12 protein-coding genes and 2 pseudogenes are annotated in these 15,687 nt (G+C 53.2%); all 14 read right to left on the bottom strand.

The window, feature by feature from the left end; genetic code table 11:
• Positions 1 to 151: 151 nt before the first annotated feature.
• Entirely contained in the window at positions 152 to 1,546 is a 1,395-nt protein-coding gene (gene wcaM / locus AABJ99_RS09080; protein ID WP_039021559.1) for a colanic acid biosynthesis protein WcaM, read from the bottom strand.
• A 10-nt stretch (positions 1,547 to 1,556) separates the two neighbouring features.
• A complete protein-coding gene (gene wcaL / locus AABJ99_RS09075) occupies positions 1,557 to 2,777 on the bottom strand; it encodes a colanic acid biosynthesis glycosyltransferase WcaL (protein ID WP_039021558.1) in 1,221 nt (406 codons plus the stop codon).
• A complete protein-coding gene (gene wcaK, locus AABJ99_RS09070) occupies positions 2,774 to 4,054 on the bottom strand; it encodes a colanic acid biosynthesis pyruvyl transferase WcaK (protein ID WP_000770816.1) in 1,281 nt (426 codons plus the stop codon). The genes wcaL and wcaK overlap by 4 nt, the downstream gene beginning before the upstream one ends.
• A gap of 72 nt (positions 4,055 to 4,126) precedes the next feature.
• Entirely contained in the window at positions 4,127 to 5,605 is a 1,479-nt protein-coding gene (gene wzxC / locus AABJ99_RS09065; RefSeq protein WP_039021557.1) for a colanic acid undecaprenyl disphosphate flippase WzxC, read from the bottom strand.
• A gap of 1 nt (position 5,606) precedes the next feature.
• Complete coding sequence (gene wcaJ / locus AABJ99_RS09060) at positions 5,607 to 7,001, bottom strand: undecaprenyl-phosphate glucose phosphotransferase (RefSeq protein WP_000183149.1); 1,395 nt, start codon at positions 6,999 to 7,001, stop codon at positions 5,607 to 5,609.
• Positions 7,002 to 7,055: 54 nt separating this feature from the next.
• Positions 7,056 to 8,426, bottom strand: a complete 1,371-nt coding sequence (gene cpsG / locus AABJ99_RS09055; RefSeq protein ID WP_338387539.1) for a colanic acid biosynthesis phosphomannomutase CpsG — start codon at positions 8,424 to 8,426, stop codon at positions 7,056 to 7,058.
• 101 nt (positions 8,427 to 8,527) lie between these two features.
• Positions 8,528 to 8,623, bottom strand: a pseudogene (locus AABJ99_RS09050) (hypothetical protein); the annotation flags it as partial.
• Between the two features lie 170 nt (positions 8,624 to 8,793).
• Positions 8,794 to 9,906, bottom strand: coding sequence for an IS4-like element IS421 family transposase (locus AABJ99_RS09045; RefSeq protein WP_001300563.1), 1,113 nt, complete (start codon positions 9,904 to 9,906; stop codon positions 8,794 to 8,796).
• Positions 9,907 to 9,957: 51 nt separating this feature from the next.
• A pseudogene (cpsB, locus tag AABJ99_RS09040) lies at positions 9,958 to 11,313 on the bottom strand (mannose-1-phosphate guanyltransferase); the annotation flags it as partial.
• Between the two features lie 2 nt (positions 11,314 to 11,315).
• Positions 11,316 to 12,539, bottom strand: coding sequence for a colanic acid biosynthesis fucosyltransferase WcaI (gene wcaI, locus AABJ99_RS09035; RefSeq protein WP_032184526.1), 1,224 nt, complete (start codon positions 12,537 to 12,539; stop codon positions 11,316 to 11,318).
• The gene (gene gmm / locus AABJ99_RS09030) at positions 12,536 to 13,015 is read right to left on the bottom strand and encodes a GDP-mannose mannosyl hydrolase (protein ID WP_001471785.1); all 480 of its coding nucleotides are present in this window, start codon (positions 13,013 to 13,015) and stop codon (positions 12,536 to 12,538) included. The genes wcaI and gmm overlap by 4 nt, the downstream gene beginning before the upstream one ends.
• A 2-nt stretch (positions 13,016 to 13,017) precedes the next feature.
• Complete coding sequence (fcl, locus tag AABJ99_RS09025) at positions 13,018 to 13,983, bottom strand: GDP-L-fucose synthase (protein ID WP_000043584.1); 966 nt, start codon at positions 13,981 to 13,983, stop codon at positions 13,018 to 13,020.
• A 2-nt stretch (positions 13,984 to 13,985) separates the two neighbouring features.
• Entirely contained in the window at positions 13,986 to 15,107 is a 1,122-nt protein-coding gene (gene gmd, locus AABJ99_RS09020) for a GDP-mannose 4,6-dehydratase (protein WP_000048190.1), read from the bottom strand.
• Between the two features lie 26 nt (positions 15,108 to 15,133).
• Positions 15,134 to 15,682: a colanic acid biosynthesis acetyltransferase WcaF gene (gene wcaF / locus AABJ99_RS09015; RefSeq protein ID WP_001153584.1), complete on the bottom strand. Its 549-nt coding sequence runs from the start codon at positions 15,680 to 15,682 to the stop codon at positions 15,134 to 15,136.
• Between the last annotated feature and the right edge of the window lie 5 nt (positions 15,683 to 15,687).

Genomic DNA, 15,687 nt, shown 5'->3' with positions numbered 1-15,687 from the left:
TTGCTGAATTATAGCTTGTTCGATTTTTTTCGCCAGCATCAATTACCCTGAATTGATTACTGAATTACTTGTGATGTTACGCCGCTTCGTTGTGGATTGCAGTAGCATTGTTCCTAAGTATGGCTCCATTTTTCCAGGAATGGTCGCAAATCTACTCCCTCCGTTCCGGCAATCTAAAGTTAATCTTTTCCACATTAACAATATGGTGATTTATCCTGTCGATATCGACGGAGCTTTGCCCTCTTTCATTCACCGCATGTACATTTGCAAGAGACAGCAGTGTTTCTTTTTTCGCCATAAAGACGCCACGAATGTCTTTGCGCATGTCGAAGTTCATGCTCAATGCGGGTCCAACAGAGGATTCCTGCATCACCTTGATATTACGCATAAAAAGATGTTGCGGTTTATTGTGAAGCTCCAGCGAGGCACGCTTCATCTCAATGTTAGTCAGTGCCACAAAGGAGACGGCATTCCCGGCGGAGATTTGGATGCCGCGCAATTTATAAGCAAGATGAGTATTATCCAGTTGAATATTATTCACTCGGAAATTTTGCGGTATCGAGAGATATTTGCCTTTAATTACCCCATAACCGATTAACATCCCGGCGCTATTAATCATTTCAATATTATCAATCACGAAATTGTCACAACCGTAAATAGCGACTGTCGCGTTATCAATACCTGCTTTCTTACTGAAATCCGGCGTGATATTGCGGGCTTTGATATTACGAATAACAAAATGTTTACCATTTTCAACATGGATCAACTGCCGACAATCCGATCCCGTGATATTCGCCACGACAAAGTTTTTCACTGCCTGGTCTTCCGGGTAGTTATTATCGTAAGTACTCCCCGCAAGGCCTATGCCGATGCCCCAGTTGATTTTGCCGTTGGTACAGTTAATGCGCTCAATGAGATGGTCGGATATCAAAATATCACTGTCGTTAATCGCCACGTTCCATTCAATAGCGTCGCCCTGTAAGTCGCTGAACTTACAGTTGGTGATGTTGGCACCAATAATCTGATTATGAAATCCCTGCCGTAAGATGGCGTAATTAGCATGGCTAACGGTGAGGTTATCGATGGTCAGGTTGCGCATGACCCGTTTGTTTTTGCCGCCAATATAAATCTGCGTTACCGGGCCAAAGCCGCTCATGGCCAGCCCTTTAATGGTGCAGTCAGAGCCGCGCACATCCAGGGTGATGTTATGCATACTGCCGCCCTTCTCCCCTGTCACCTGGCTGCCGTCCTGTAAGACAAATCGCCCTCTGCCGTTGCCGCGCAGGCTTCCCAGGATGTGTAACGTTTTGCCAGGGGGGATGAAGATGCCGGTATTGATATTGTCACAAACCAATCCAGCAGGCACGACGACCGTTTGCCCTTCGCTGAAGGCTTGTTTAAATGAGGCGATCCAGTCGTGTGGGTTGTAGTCGTTAATATTAACGCGTTGTCGTGCGGGAAGTGCGCGAGCGAAAGGGGTATGGAGGAAGGCAAGCGCCGAGCTTGCCGTCAGGAAGGTGCGTCGGGAGAGTTTTTTAAATGGCATACGTTCTCCTCTATAAAGCCTGCAGCAAGCTGGCGAGTTCTCGGTTAATCACCTGCTGGTTAAAATCGTGTTCGACTTTTTCGCGCGCACGTTTGACAACCGTAGTAAGTTCGTCGGTATCCAGTTGGCTAAACGCCACCAGTCGCTGCGCCAGTGCGCGAGCATCGTTCTCAGGCACCAGCCAGCCGGATTTATCGGCCTCCACCAGTTCCGGAATTCCGCTATGCAGAGTAGAAACCACCGGAATGCCGACTGCCATCGCTTCCATTAGCGCCACCGGAATACCTTCCATATCACCGTCAGCACCCGTTACCGAAGGCAACAGGAAGACATCCGCGTCGTCGAGCATCGCCTTCACTTCGTGGCTCGGTTTAAAGCCCGGCATCTCTACCACATCTTCCAGTTGATATTGTTCGATGAGGGTGCGCAGGCGTCGTTCCCACGGGCCAATGCCGAGGATGCGATAGCGAAATGCCACGCCCTGCTCTTTCAACTGACGGCAGGCTTCGATCGCCACATGCAGGCCTTTTTTCTCGGTTAAGCGTGCGACGGAAATAATCTCCAGCGGTGTTGCGGGCGCTTTCACCGGACGCGGGCTAAAGCGCGTCATGTCTACACCCATGCGTGATACGGCAATTTTTTCCCTCGGGCAGCCCATTTTTTGCAGCCTTCCGGCCCACAGATCGCTTATTGGTAGCATCAGATCGCCGCGGCGGAACAGTTGTTGATATTCGGGAGTGTAATGGTTGAGCACTTCCCGACTGGAGATATCAATACCGTGGAAGATAGTGGCGATTTTGCCGCGAATGACACCCAGTTCGCGTAGTTTTGCTGCGGTTACCCCCGCCGGGCCAAAATGAGCGATAAAGACATCGGCATAAAATGGTGTTGCGACCTGGCCGCAAATGGCAGACAAAATCAGGTTCCGCGACTCAGCACCATAGCGTTTGAGGTTGAGCGCCTGCCAGGTATTTTTACGATGAATGCCGCGTAAGGTCTGGCTGGCGCGGTGGCGCAGTTTCGCCACTTTGCCTTGTGGTTCGTCCTGTAACCAGCGAGTTCTGGCGGCAAGGTTATATTTCGTCCATGCCGCGTGGGTGTTTTGCGTATCGCCTTTTTGCAGCGCGACAATCTCCACCTCAAAGCCCATATCAATAAACGCAGTGATTTGGTTGAGAACGAAGGTTTCCGACGACAGCGGAAATTTAAGTAAAAAGAAGCCGACCTTCATTTCGCCTCCCCGATGCGCTCGAGCACAGATTGCACCATCTGCATTCCTGCCTGGCGTTCGCGACTGACGGCTTCGTTAAGTCGTGTATTCAGCTCCGGAAGCTGGCCTAATGTATCTGCAACCATCGCTTGCAGGCTGCCGTCTAATAAATGACGGATATCAATCGCCATCTCTGGTAGCCCAAGCTGCTGCATAATCCCGGCGGATTTGTGTTCGTAGTTGATGGCAATTGCCGGAGTGGAGAAATTCATCGAGATAATGGCAGAGTGCAGGCGCGTACCGACGGTGAGTTCACAGGCACCGAGGATTTTGCCCATTTCCAGATCATTGAGCTCATCCATCACCACGTGATAACGGGCAGGATCGCTGATGTGCTGACGCAGGTTGAGCGCCACCATGCGGTCGTCTTTGTTATAGCTGTCGATGCCCGTACAGGTGGAGAGCGCAATCACCTGATACCCTTCATCGAGAATGCGATTGACCACCCCGGCAAAGGCTTTTTCATACGCTTGTTGAGTGGTGCCGAGACGTTTGTCGAACGGTGCCAGTTCGCGCAGGGTAATTGCCACCGTTTTCTGCTGTGCGGCTACGTCCAGCCAGTGTTGAACAGCATAGCTGGCGGTGAAGTCTTCGGTGTGGTGATCGACCAGCCACGCGGTATCGACGCCATGTTCAACTTTTGCGGTAGTGATATTGCTGCGTTTCATTAGATCCAGGCTGACCGATTCGCGTAGGATCAGCGCGTCGCAGTGCCCGAATACGTAGTTTGCCAGTTGGTTAAATTGCTCATCCTGGAACGGGCCGACGCTGTGACCAATCATAAACAGCGGCTTTTTCGCCATAAACGTGCAAAGCGCATGTTCAAACTGCGGCACGCCGTAGAGATCGACAAAAAACGATCCGCCGACCTGAATAATGGCGTCGTAACCTGACAGCAGGCGCACAAAGTCAGTGAATCCCTGGGCAATGGCGATATTACGCAGCTTGCCGGTGTCGGTGACGCGTGAGAGCAGTACCTGGTGTTGATAGCGGCGACGGAGGACTTTTTTAACGCGCCCGACAACGCCCGCCGCGCTGTTGTGTTGTTTCATTTGCAGGAACAGCGGATCGCCCATTACCGGGCGGTTGAGCAGCCAGGAAGAACTGACCGGATAGCGGCTCATTACGTCCACTTCGGCGTGAGGGTTGAGGATGTTGATGGCATCAAGTAGGCCGCGCAAGATGGCGCTGTCGCCGCGATTGCCGCAAGTGTGGTTGCCCAGAATCAGTAATTTCATTTTTTCCTCATAAATTTGATGCCAGGTGAGGCTGTGTTTGTTGTGTTCGTTGCCGGAACCGAAAACAACCATTCACCCGGCCCGCAAAAGCATTTTCATTTTTTCGCTGCGACAAAACTGACGCTTCACTTCCACCACCAGCGGATGGCGCGACAACACGATCATCACCACAAACGCCAGCACGCCTGCGATAATTTGCACCGCCAGTAACATCCCCAGCACCAGTTGCCCTTTCAGCACAATGCCCAGCGCATAACTAACCACCAGCGTTGGCAGCGAGAGATAAAACGGCAGCCATAAACTCAGGATGTACTGGCGATAACTGGAACCGAGCACCGGTTTAATCATCACGAAGTAACTCAGAATGGTGTTGATAATCTGTACCAGCAGGAAACCAAGCGTGACGCCGATTGCACCCGCCATCTGTCCGCCAATAACAATCGCCGGAATAAACAGAAAGGTTTTGAATACGTTGAATTTAAAGCTGATATCCACCCGCGCTTTCGCCATCAGCAGCGAGCCAATCGGGTTACCCACTGAGCGCAGTAGCCCCACAATACACAGCAATTGCAGCACCGGAATAATGCTGTTCCACTTTTCGCCAAAGACCAGCGGTACAAAGTTATTCGACACCACCATCAGCCCCAGCAGCGCCGGAAAATTGATAATCCCCACCACCGACAGCAGCTTGTAGAAGTTAACGCGTAGCTTTTCGGTGTCGTCCTGAATTTTGGCAAACGCCGGAAACAACACGCGGGTGATGATCGGGTTCAGTTTCATCGGCGGCACAACGGCCACGTTGTACGCCAGGTTGTATCCCCCTGCCACGCCCGCGCCGAGAATACGCGCCAGCACCAGCGTTGAAAGGTTGGTATTGAGATAGTTGATGATGCTGTCCGCCGTCAGCCAGGCACCAAAACGTAAGTTTGGTGCCACCGACGCCAGCGAGAAATGCAGACCGGGGCGATAAATTTTTCGACCAAAGTAGCCAAACAGCAGCGTTCTTACCGCACTATTGACCAGATAACCGAGGATCGCGGTCATCGCCAGCGGCCAGAAATGGGCGCTAACCACCGTAAAAGTGAAGCCCGCCAGCACCGCGCTGGTTTCGATCATGCCGATTTTGTTGAACTCCAGCTCCTTTTGCATCAACGCGCGAAACTGTTGCCCGTGGGGGATCACCACAAACGCCAGCGACAATGTTTTCATCAACGGCGCCAGATCCGGGTTATTCAGCACGTCACCAATGGCATCACTCAACAAAAACACCGCCACGCACACCACGATCCCCAGCCCGACGTTCAGCCAGTACAGCGTAGTGAGTTCAAGGTGGCTGATTTCTTTTCGCTGAATAATCGAGTTAGCGATACCGAAGTCAGAAAGCGTGTCTGCCAGCGCGATAATCACCAGCGAAACGGTAAGCAAACCGAACTGGTGGTTGTCGATAATCCGCGCCAGCACGGTCATCTGCACTAGCCCGAGGCCGATGATGATCACCGTAGCAATCGCCGACCACTTCGCGCCGCTGATGGTTTTTTCACGTAAGCTCATATCAATATGCCGCTTTGTTAACGAAGCCTTTGAATACCGTCAGGAAAACGATTTTGATATCGAACCAAACGCTCCATTCACGGATGTACTCAAGGTCGAACTCGACGCGTTTTTCCATTTTCTCCAGCGTGTCGGTTTCGCCGCGCCAGCCGTTAATCTGCGCCCAACCGGTAATGCCCGGTTTCACTTTGTGGCGCAGCATGTAGCCTTCAATGAGCTGGCGATATTGTTCGTTATGCGCCACCGCGTGCGGACGTGGCCCCACAATCGACATCCCCCCGGTCAGCACATTGATAAACTGCGGCAATTCATCCAGCGAGGTGCGGCGCAGAAAGTTCCCCACTTTGGTGACGCGCGGATCGTTCTGCGTCGCCTGAGTCACGACTTTGTCGTTCTCCATCACTTTCATGGAACGGAACTTCCACACTTTGATCGGCTTGCCATCCATGCCGTAGCGAGTCTGGCGGAAAATAACCGGCCCTGGTGAACTGAGTTTCACTGCCAGCGCAATACAGCACAGCACCGGGGAGATCAGCAGCAAGATCAGCGTTGCCAGCACAATGTCTTCCGCACGTTTTATCAGGCGGTTAACCCCGGAAAGTGGCGTGTCGTACAGCGGCACCACCGGAACGCCGTTCATCTCTTCGAGGCGTGAATGGAGAATGTTGAAGGTAAAGACGTCGGGGATCAGCAGCACCGAACAGGTGGTGTCCGCCAGTTGATGGACCAGTTTTTTCACTCGTGCGCCGTCGCACATTTGCATCGCGATATAGACGTTGTGAATCTTGCCCGCTTTTGCATCCTCGACCAGCTGTTGCAGATTGCCCGCCCAGTCGTTAGAAACGCCGCCCGGTTTTGGGTCGTGGTAAACGCCCACCACTTCAAACCCTAACCACGGCTGATTACGGAAGCTCTCCATCAGCATTTGCCCGGCAGCTAAATCCCCCGCCACGGCAACCATACGCTTGTTATAGCCATGATTACGCAACCAGCCCGCACCAATGCGAATACACGAACGACACGCCACCAACCCGATGCTGGTCAGCCCATACCACGCCAGCCAGATTTTCAGTTGCGTGTCGAAATCATTGTTGAACGCCACCAGTCCGGCGCTAAAAATCACGCTTAAGGTCCAGTTTTGCAGCAGCAGGGCAAATTCTGTCGTTGCCCGAACACCACGCCATGAGCGATAAAAATCGGTGATGCCGCCCAACATCTGGAACACCACCAGCGTAATCAGCGCCACCAACAGGTGCATGTAGAGGAATGACAGTCCGCTGACTTCGCAAACCAGCCATAGCCCGGCAAACATGATGGTGATATCTGAAAAGCGTTGCACCATAGAGATTAACGATGCATTGGTTTTCGCTCGCTCGCGCTTTTTTAGATTTGTCATCGTTGTTCCTGTTATTAGCCCCTTACCCGCAGTAGGGTAAGGGAAGATCCGACATTACTCGTTCAGCAACGTCAGCAGAGTTCGCGTTCGCGCTTCCATCAGCGGCACATCACCGCGCGATTCCACATTCAGGCGTACCACCGGTTCGGTGTTGGAAGAGCGCAGATTAAAGCGCCAGTCAGCAAAGGTCATGCTGATGCCATCGGTGCGATCCACCGCCAGCGCCTCGCGGCTAAAATGCTGTTCGACGCGATTAATCGCCTCAACGGGTTGCGCCAGTTTGCTGTTGATCTCACCGCTTGCCGGGAATGCCGCCATGCGGTCGCGCACCAGTTCGCCCAGCGTTTTCCCTTTCATGCACACCAGTTCGACGACCAGCAGCCACGGGATCATGCCGCTGTCGCAGTAAGCGAAATCACGGAAGTAATGGTGGGCGCTCATTTCGCCACCGTAGATGGCGTCTTCCTTGCGCATACGTTCTTTAATAAAGGCGTGTCCGGTTTTCGACATCACCGGGGTGCCGCCTGCGGCAGTCACTACATCAACGGTGTTCCAGGAAAGACGCGGATCGTGGATGATCTTCGCGCCGGGATTTTTTTCGAGGAACGTTTCTGCCAGCAAACCGACAATGTAGTAGCCCTCAATAAACTGCCCTTTTTCGTCAAACAGGAAGCAGCGATCAAAATCACCGTCAAAGGCAATGCCCATATCCGCGCCGTGTTTGATGACCGCATTGCGGGTGTCGTCGCGGCATTCCGGCAGCAGCGGGTTAGGAATACCGTTGGGGAAATTGCCGTCCGGCGTGTTGTGCACTTTGATCAATTCCACGGGTGCGCCGAGGGCTTTAAAGCGGGCTTCGATGGCGTCCACCACCGGACCCGCCGCACCGTTCCCGGAGTTGATCACCAGCTTGAGCGGCGTAAGGTTTTTGACGTTGATATAACCGAACAGATGATCAACGTAAGCGTCGCGCAGGTTGATTTGCTGATAGCGACCGCGTTTGGTTTCATCGACGGGAGGAAAATCGTTGGCTTCTGCCAGACGCTGGACGTCGCGCAGTCCGGTATCACCGCTGATCGGGCGAGCCCCTTCGCGCACCAGTTTCATGCCGTTGTAATCCATCGGATTATGGCTGGCGGTAACTTCGATGCCGCCATCCACGCCGAGATGGAACGTGGCGAAATAGATCTCTTCGGTGCCGGACATGCCGATATCCAGCACGTCAACGCCCGCATCCTGTAACCCTTTTGCCAGCGCCAGTTTTAAGGTTTCGCTGGTTAGACGGACATCACCGCCTAAAACAATGGTTTTCGGTTTGAGAAATTCGCCATAGGCACGCCCAATACGCCAGGCGATATCTTCATTCAGTTCTTCGCCTAATTTTCCGCGAATATCATAGGCTTTAAAGCAGGTTAATTTTTTCATATCGTTACCCTTTTTCAGGCAATAGTTAGCCCTGACCGAAGCGGCCAATTTTGTTTTTGTCGTTATTTACCGGAGATTTATTCCGGTTGATTATTCAACTACTACACCCGTCCGTAGCGATCCGCGAAGCGCACCACATCATCCTCTTCGAGATAAGAGCCGGAGCGCACTTCAATTAAATCGAGGGGAATTTTCCCATAAGCGCTAACTTAAGGGTTGAACCATCTGAAGAATGCGACGCCTCGGTGCCTCGTTAAGACGATGCCTCGCGTTCTTCAATTGCGTTTTGTAGGCTGTCAGGGATACTGTCCCACGAATGGCCACCTGTAAGCTCCAGATGACCATTTTTGTTATTCTCCACAACGAGTTAGTTCTTCTTTTCGGATCCGGCACTTCTGGGGGGGAAATCCAGCGATGGCTGGATTATGTCGTCAATTAAAAATGCGGCGAGTAGATTAGCAAATATCCACGCTTTCGCGAGTTCAGGTTCCTTTGCACGCAAAGCATCCAGGTGCAGCAAACTTTTGAGCCGCTTAAAAGCCAGTTCAATTTGCCATCGCAGACGGTAACAATCAGCCACTTGCTCTGCTGAATATTCATCTTCCGGTAATGATGTTAGCAATAGCACATGGCCCGCTGCTTCCAGCGTTTCCGCCTGAACTACTCGTCCTTTTCGACGATTCTCGCTGAGCAGTCGGGTTTTACTGATTAATGCTTTTTCGGGAGGAAGTGATACGGCAATGAGACGTGCCGGAAAGGGAGCTCCGGCTTTTTTATTACCTGAATTGCCTATCATTACAGTGGTTTCACCGTTCTTACCGCAATCCAGCCCGCGCAGAAAACCCATCATGTCAAAGCGCATTCCTTCTGCAGTTAACCAGCGCAATCCTCGCCAGTGAACCCGGACGATATAATCAGCTTCTCCAAAAGCAAGTGAGCGGATACATTCGGGACGCGAACCGAATCCCCGGTCAGCAATGCGTATCTCGTCTGCCGTTTGCGCAAATCGGTCCAGCCGTTCAGCGTCTCTGCTGTCGGTTAGCTCAAAATCAGTGAACTGACAGGTATGAGGATCATATCCCATATGTAGTCGCCATTCAGCGCTGCCGCCCCCGGGCGCACTGATTGCTGTTCCATCGACAAGACGCAATCTCTTTCCGCTTGTACAACCCGTAACTGCGGCGCGTACAGCAAGTGTTTGTGCGGCAAGTATGCCAAACCAGTCGGCGGCATTCCGCAGCCGCTTCAGGAGAGCCACGTCAGATAATGTTGCAACGTCATGGAGCTGAGCCCATGCAGTGACTTCACGTAATGACATCCCCCCGGGGCCGTAAGCCAGCCCCAGACGTAGCAGAGTTGCAGCATCACGAATTTCGCGGCGGCGGGTTAGAGCCCCGGCATTACGTGCCGAAGTATCCAGTTCTTCGGGCTTACCAATATGGGCCAGAATTGCTGACCAGTTATCGTGAGAGTAATTCATCGGCACGTTAAATCATATCAGGCGTAATACCACAACCCTTAAGTTAGCGCTTATGGGAATTTTCCCCGGGTTTTCCAGGTAGTGTTTTGCCCCCAGCGGAATATAAATGGACTCGTTTTCACCAAGCAGTTTGATATCACCGTCAATGGTGACTTTTGCCGTTCCCGCGACCACTACCCAGTGTTCCGCGCGGTGATGGTGCATCTGTACCGACAAGCCCTCGCCCGGTTTCACTGTGATGCGTTTTACCTGGTAGCGGTCGCCCGCGTCGATAGAGTCATATTTGCCCCACGGGCGATACACTTCGCGATGCACCCGATGCTCATGGCGACCATCGGCTTTGATCTGCTCGACCACTTTTTTCACATCCTGCACCGCGTTACGGTCTGCAATCAGCACCGCGTCTTTGGTCTGCACCACTACCAGATCTTTCACCCCGACGGTGGTGACCAGGCCAGATTCGGCATACACGTAGCTGTTTTCGGTTTTGTGATTAATCACATCGCCGTGGCAAACGTTGCCTTCCGCGGTGTGGGCGCTGATCTCCCATAAAGAGGACCAGGAACCGACATCGCTCCAGCCCGCATCCATCGGCACCACAACGGCATCTGCCGTACGTTCCATAACCGCGTAATCCACCGACTCTTCCGGGCAGGCAAGAAACGCCTCTTCATCCACACGAATAAAATCAAGATCCGGATCGACGGCGCTCATCGCTTTTTCGCAGGCGTCGAGAATATCCGGGCGGTATTTTTTCAGTTCTTCGAGATAGCGTCCGGCGCGGAACAGGAACATGCCGCTGTTCCAGTAATATTCACCGCTTGCCACATAGGCCTGGGCGGTTTCCAGATTCGGTTTTTCGACAAACTGCGCCACTTCAAAGGCCACCGTATCCTGCTCGCCCGCAGACACTTCACCGCGACGAATATAGCCATAACCGGTTTCTGGTAGATCCGGCACAATGCCGAAGGTCACCAGCTTGCCCGCTTCGGCATACGGCATGGCATTACGCACGGCGGCGCGGAACGCGTCTTCGTCGGCAATCACATGATCTGCCGCCAGGACCAACATTAACGGATCGCTGTCCGGACTATGACGTTTTGCCGCCAGCGCCGCCAACGCAATGGCAGGTGCAGTGTTACGCCCTGCCGGTTCGAGAATAATGTTCTCGGTGAGTTTGTTCAGTTGACGCAGCTGTTCCGCGACAATAAAGCGGTGCTGCTCATTGCAAATCACCACCGGGCTTTCGCACTCCACGCCGTTCAGGCGGCAGATGGTGGTTTGCAGCATGGTAAGATCGCCTTTCAGGCATAAAAACTGCTTGGGATAAAGTACGCGGGAAAGCGGCCATAAGCGGCTACCGGAGCCACCTGCCATCACAACTGGATAGAGTTTCGACTGCGACATAATTATCCCCGAATATCATGTATAAATTGACGTAACACGTTCTCTTTATCGAGCGTGCGTTCAGCATATTCACGTGCCACCGTGTTGTGTTTGGGCAGCAGGAGCGCCTGACGGATCCCCGCCACCAGCGCCTCGACCGATTCTGGTTCTACGCAAACCGCAATTCCTGGGAAGGTTTCGCAAAGCTGCCCCAGTTCTGTGTGGGCTTCTGCGGTAATCACCGCGTTACCGCCTACCGCCAGAATATTGGTCAGTTTCGACGGCAATACGGCATCTGCCGCACCGCGTTTTTGCACCACCAGATGGCAATCGCCCATCTTCAGCAGTGCGGGTAAAGCGTCATACGATTGCAGCGGGAAAAATTGCATATTGCGCAGTCCGCGCTGCTGCGCCATTTTTTCCAGCCGCGCTTTGCCGCCGCCCTGCCCGACAATGGCAAAAATCAGCGGTTCATCGCGCAGGCGATCGGCAGCTTCAATAACGTTTTCCAGCCCCTGCTTTTCACCAATATTGCCGGAGTAAAGAATGATTTTTTTGTTATCCGGCAGGCCAAGTTGGTTACGAAGTGCAGCAACATCGGCGTCTGCGACATGCTGAAAACGGGCGATTTCCGACCAGTTGGGGAAGAAAATGACGTTTTCCGCCGCCACGCCTTTTTCAACGGCTTTATTCATCATCGAACGCGAAATCGTGGAGACGTTATCGACGTTATGCAGTCCGCTACGTTCGAAGGCTGTCGCCAGCTGTGCCACTTTGCCGCCTTTACCTTTTCCGGCAAGGCCCAGCCCCAGCATGGCATCTACTTCGTAATCCTGAATATGCAGCACGGTACGCGCACCAGAGAGTTTCGCCAGCAGGCGCATTCCCGGCGTGCAAAACAGCGTTGGTACTACGCCGATAATGCGATCCGGCTTCCAGCGACGTTGCGCCATCAGGGGAAAAAAACTGCTGGCGGCAAAGCTGCCGAGATGTAACAGGCGTTTCAGGGTGCTCGGCTGTTTTGGCACATACAGCGGGCAGCGCCACACCGTGGCGGCCCCCTCTTCTCGTTTGTACCGCCAGGCGGAATAGTTCTCGCCCACCTGCCACTGCGGGTAGTACGGCGGTGCGGTAATGACCCGCACCTCATGACCTTGTGCTGCCAGCCATTCCACCATCTCGCCGGTGTATTTGCCGATGCCGGTTAACTCCGGCGAGTAGTTAATGCCGTAGACCAGTATTTTCATAATCCGGGTACTCCGGCACGCTTCTCAGCGAGAAAATAGGCGCGGCTGTTAGCGTGAACATCGTCACTGGCGAGCAGCGCGTCCGGCGTCAGCCAGCGGTAATCGTCATGCTGCTCATCCGGCAGTAATAGTTCCTCTTCCGCGACTCTGAAGCGAAAACCGAGCACTACATAGTGCGTGGTGAAATCCGTGCCGGAGAAGTTATCGTCATAAAAGTGCTGCCAGACACCGTAAAACTGGCCCGCTGTCATCGGCAGACGCAGCCCCAGTTCCGCCATCGTCAGCCGCTCAAATGCGGCTTCCAGCGTTTCGTCCTTCTGCACGCGCCCTCCCGGCACAAACCAGTAACCCTGTGCCGGGCGGTTGGTTCTTTTGCCAAGCAGAAACTCGCCGCGGCTGTTCTCGACAATAAAGTCGAGAGAGACAAGCGGAGTGGAGCGCACTACCGTGGCAAAGTCTTCCTGACGTAAAAACATCATTACCCCCGAAAGCGGTCTTGATTCTCAAGGAACCACTGGTAAGTGCTGGCAAGCCCCGCTTCCAGTGAGATTTCGTGATACCAGCCAAGCTGATGCAGGCGCGTCACATCCAGCAGTTTGCGCGGTGTGCCATCCGGTTTACTGGCATCGAAAACCACCCGGCCTTTGTAACCCACCACTTTGGCGATGGTTTGCGCCAGCTCGCGGATAGTGCAGTCAACACCCGTGCCGACGTTAATGTGCGACAGCATCGGCTGGGTGTTCTCCAGCCAGACTTCATGCGCCAGCTCCATGACATGAATGCTTGCCGCCGCCATATCATCGACATGCAGAAATTCGCGCATCGGCGTACCGCTGCCCCACACCACCACGTCCGGTGCATTCTGTGCCGTCGCCTCGTGGAAGCGGCGCAGCAATGCGGGGATCACATGCGAATTATTCGGATGGAAGTTGTCGTGCGGCCCGTACAGGTTGGTCGGCATGACAGAGCGGTAATCGCGTCCATACTGGCGGTTGTAAGATTCGCACAGTTTGATCCCGGCGATTTTGGCAATGGCGTATGGCTCGTTGGTCGGCTCCAGCGTGCCCTGTAACAGCTCGCCTTCTGCCATCGGCTGTTTTGCCAGTTTTGGGTAGATGCAGGACGATCCGAGAAACAGCAGTTTGTTCACGTCGTTCTGATGCGCAGCGTGAATGATGTTGCTCTCAATCATCATATTCTGGTAGATGAAATCCGCCGGATACGTGTTGTTGGCGACAATCCCGCCCACTTTCGCCGCCGCCAGATAGACCTGGTCAATGCGCTCGCTGGCAAAGAAATCATGCACCGCGCGGCTGTCCAGCAGGTTCAGTTCGTCGCGGGTGCGTAATACCAGTTCCACATCACCGCGCTGTTCGAGCTGTCGCTTGATGGCAGAACCGACCATCCCGCGATGGCCAGCGATAAAAATACGTTGTTTACTCATGCTTATGACTCCAGCGCGATCGCCACGTCGTAGCCGTGAGATTTCAGCAGAGAGTGTTTTTTCGCCGCTTCGAGGTCATTAGCCACCATTTCAGACACCATCTCTCTGAGGGTGATTTCCGGTTTCCAGCCCAGTTTTTCGTGCGCTTTGGTCGGGTCACCGAGCAGCGTTTCAACTTCAGCCGGACGGAAGTAGCGCGGGTCAACGGCGATAATCACATCACCCGGTTTAACGCCCGGCGCGTCATGCCCGGTGACGGAAACCACAATGCCCTTCTCTTCAACGCCCGTGCCTTCAAAGCGCAGTTTGATGCCCAGCTGTGCTGCCGCCATTTCCACGAACTGACGCACGGAGTACTGAACGCCGGTGGCAATAACGAAATCTTCTGGCTGTTCCTGTTGCAGCATCATCCACTGCATTTTTACGTAGTCTTTGGCGTGGCCCCAGTCACGCAGGGAATCCATATTGCCGAGGTACAGGCACGACTCCAGCCCTTGAGCGATATTGGCGATTGCGCGGGTGATTTTGCGGGTCACGAAGGTTTCGCCACGGCGCGGGGATTCATGGTTGAAGAGAATGCCGTTACAGGCGTACATGCCGTAGGATTCGCGGTAGTTAACGGTGATCCAGTAGGCGTAAAGTTTGGCGACCGCATATGGAGATCGCGGATAGAACGGCGTGGTTTCTTTCTGCGGAATTTCCTGCACCAGACCGTACAGTTCAGAAGTGGAAGCCTGATAGAAACGGGTTTTCTTTTCCAGACCAAGGAAGCGGATCGCCTCCAGCAGACGCAGTGTGCCCATCGCATCAACGTCTGCGGTATATTCCGGTGACTCAAAAGAAACCGCAACGTGGCTCATTGCGCCCAGGTTGTACACTTCATCCGGCTGCACTTCACGCAAAATACGCGTCAGGTTGGAGGTATCACTCAGGTCGCCATAATGCAGATGGAATTTCGGGTTACAGGTATGCGGATCCTGATAAATATGATCCACGCGCTCGGTGTTGAATGACGATGCACGACGCTTAATACCATGCACCTCGTAACCTTTTTCCAGCAGAAACTCTGCCAGGTAAGAACCGTCTTGTCCGGTTACACCGGTGATGAGAGCGACTTTTGACATGTCTTATTCCTCTGTATTTTTTGAATTTATTCAGTTTCAACGCGTTCGCGTATCACCACTGCGGGATTCCCCCGGCAAACTCTATTTGCCGGAAGCGATTTAAAAACACTGCTTCGCGCACCCACGACGGTGCCGTCGCCGATCGTGACGCCAGGAGCAACAAAAACATCGGTTGCCAGCCAGCATTTCTCGCCAATCACAATGGGCGTGGCGTTTATGGTGAAATGTCGGCTTGCATGGTCGTGGCTCCCGGTGCATAAATAACTTTTTTGCGATATCACCGAATGTGCGCCAATGGTTATTTCACCGAGGGTATATAAATTGACCTCATCACCGACCCACGCGTAATCACCTAAGGTTAATTTCCACGGATAGGTAATTTTTACTGACGGACGAATAACTACGTTTTTTCCTATTTTTGCGCCGAATAAACGTAATAAAAATGCCCGCCAGCGATACAATACTTGTGGCGACCAGGCAAATAATGTTGCCTGTACTGCCCACCACAATTGCACTTTAATAGCGTTGCCGCCCCGGAACCCTTTCGGCACCGAGAAACCGCTTAAATCTTGCATTGGTA

The sequence above is a fragment of the Escherichia coli genome (assembly GCF_036503815.1).
Classification (GTDB): domain Bacteria; phylum Pseudomonadota; class Gammaproteobacteria; order Enterobacterales; family Enterobacteriaceae; genus Escherichia; species Escherichia coli_F.
This window is presented reverse-complemented; position numbering and strand designations above follow the sequence as displayed.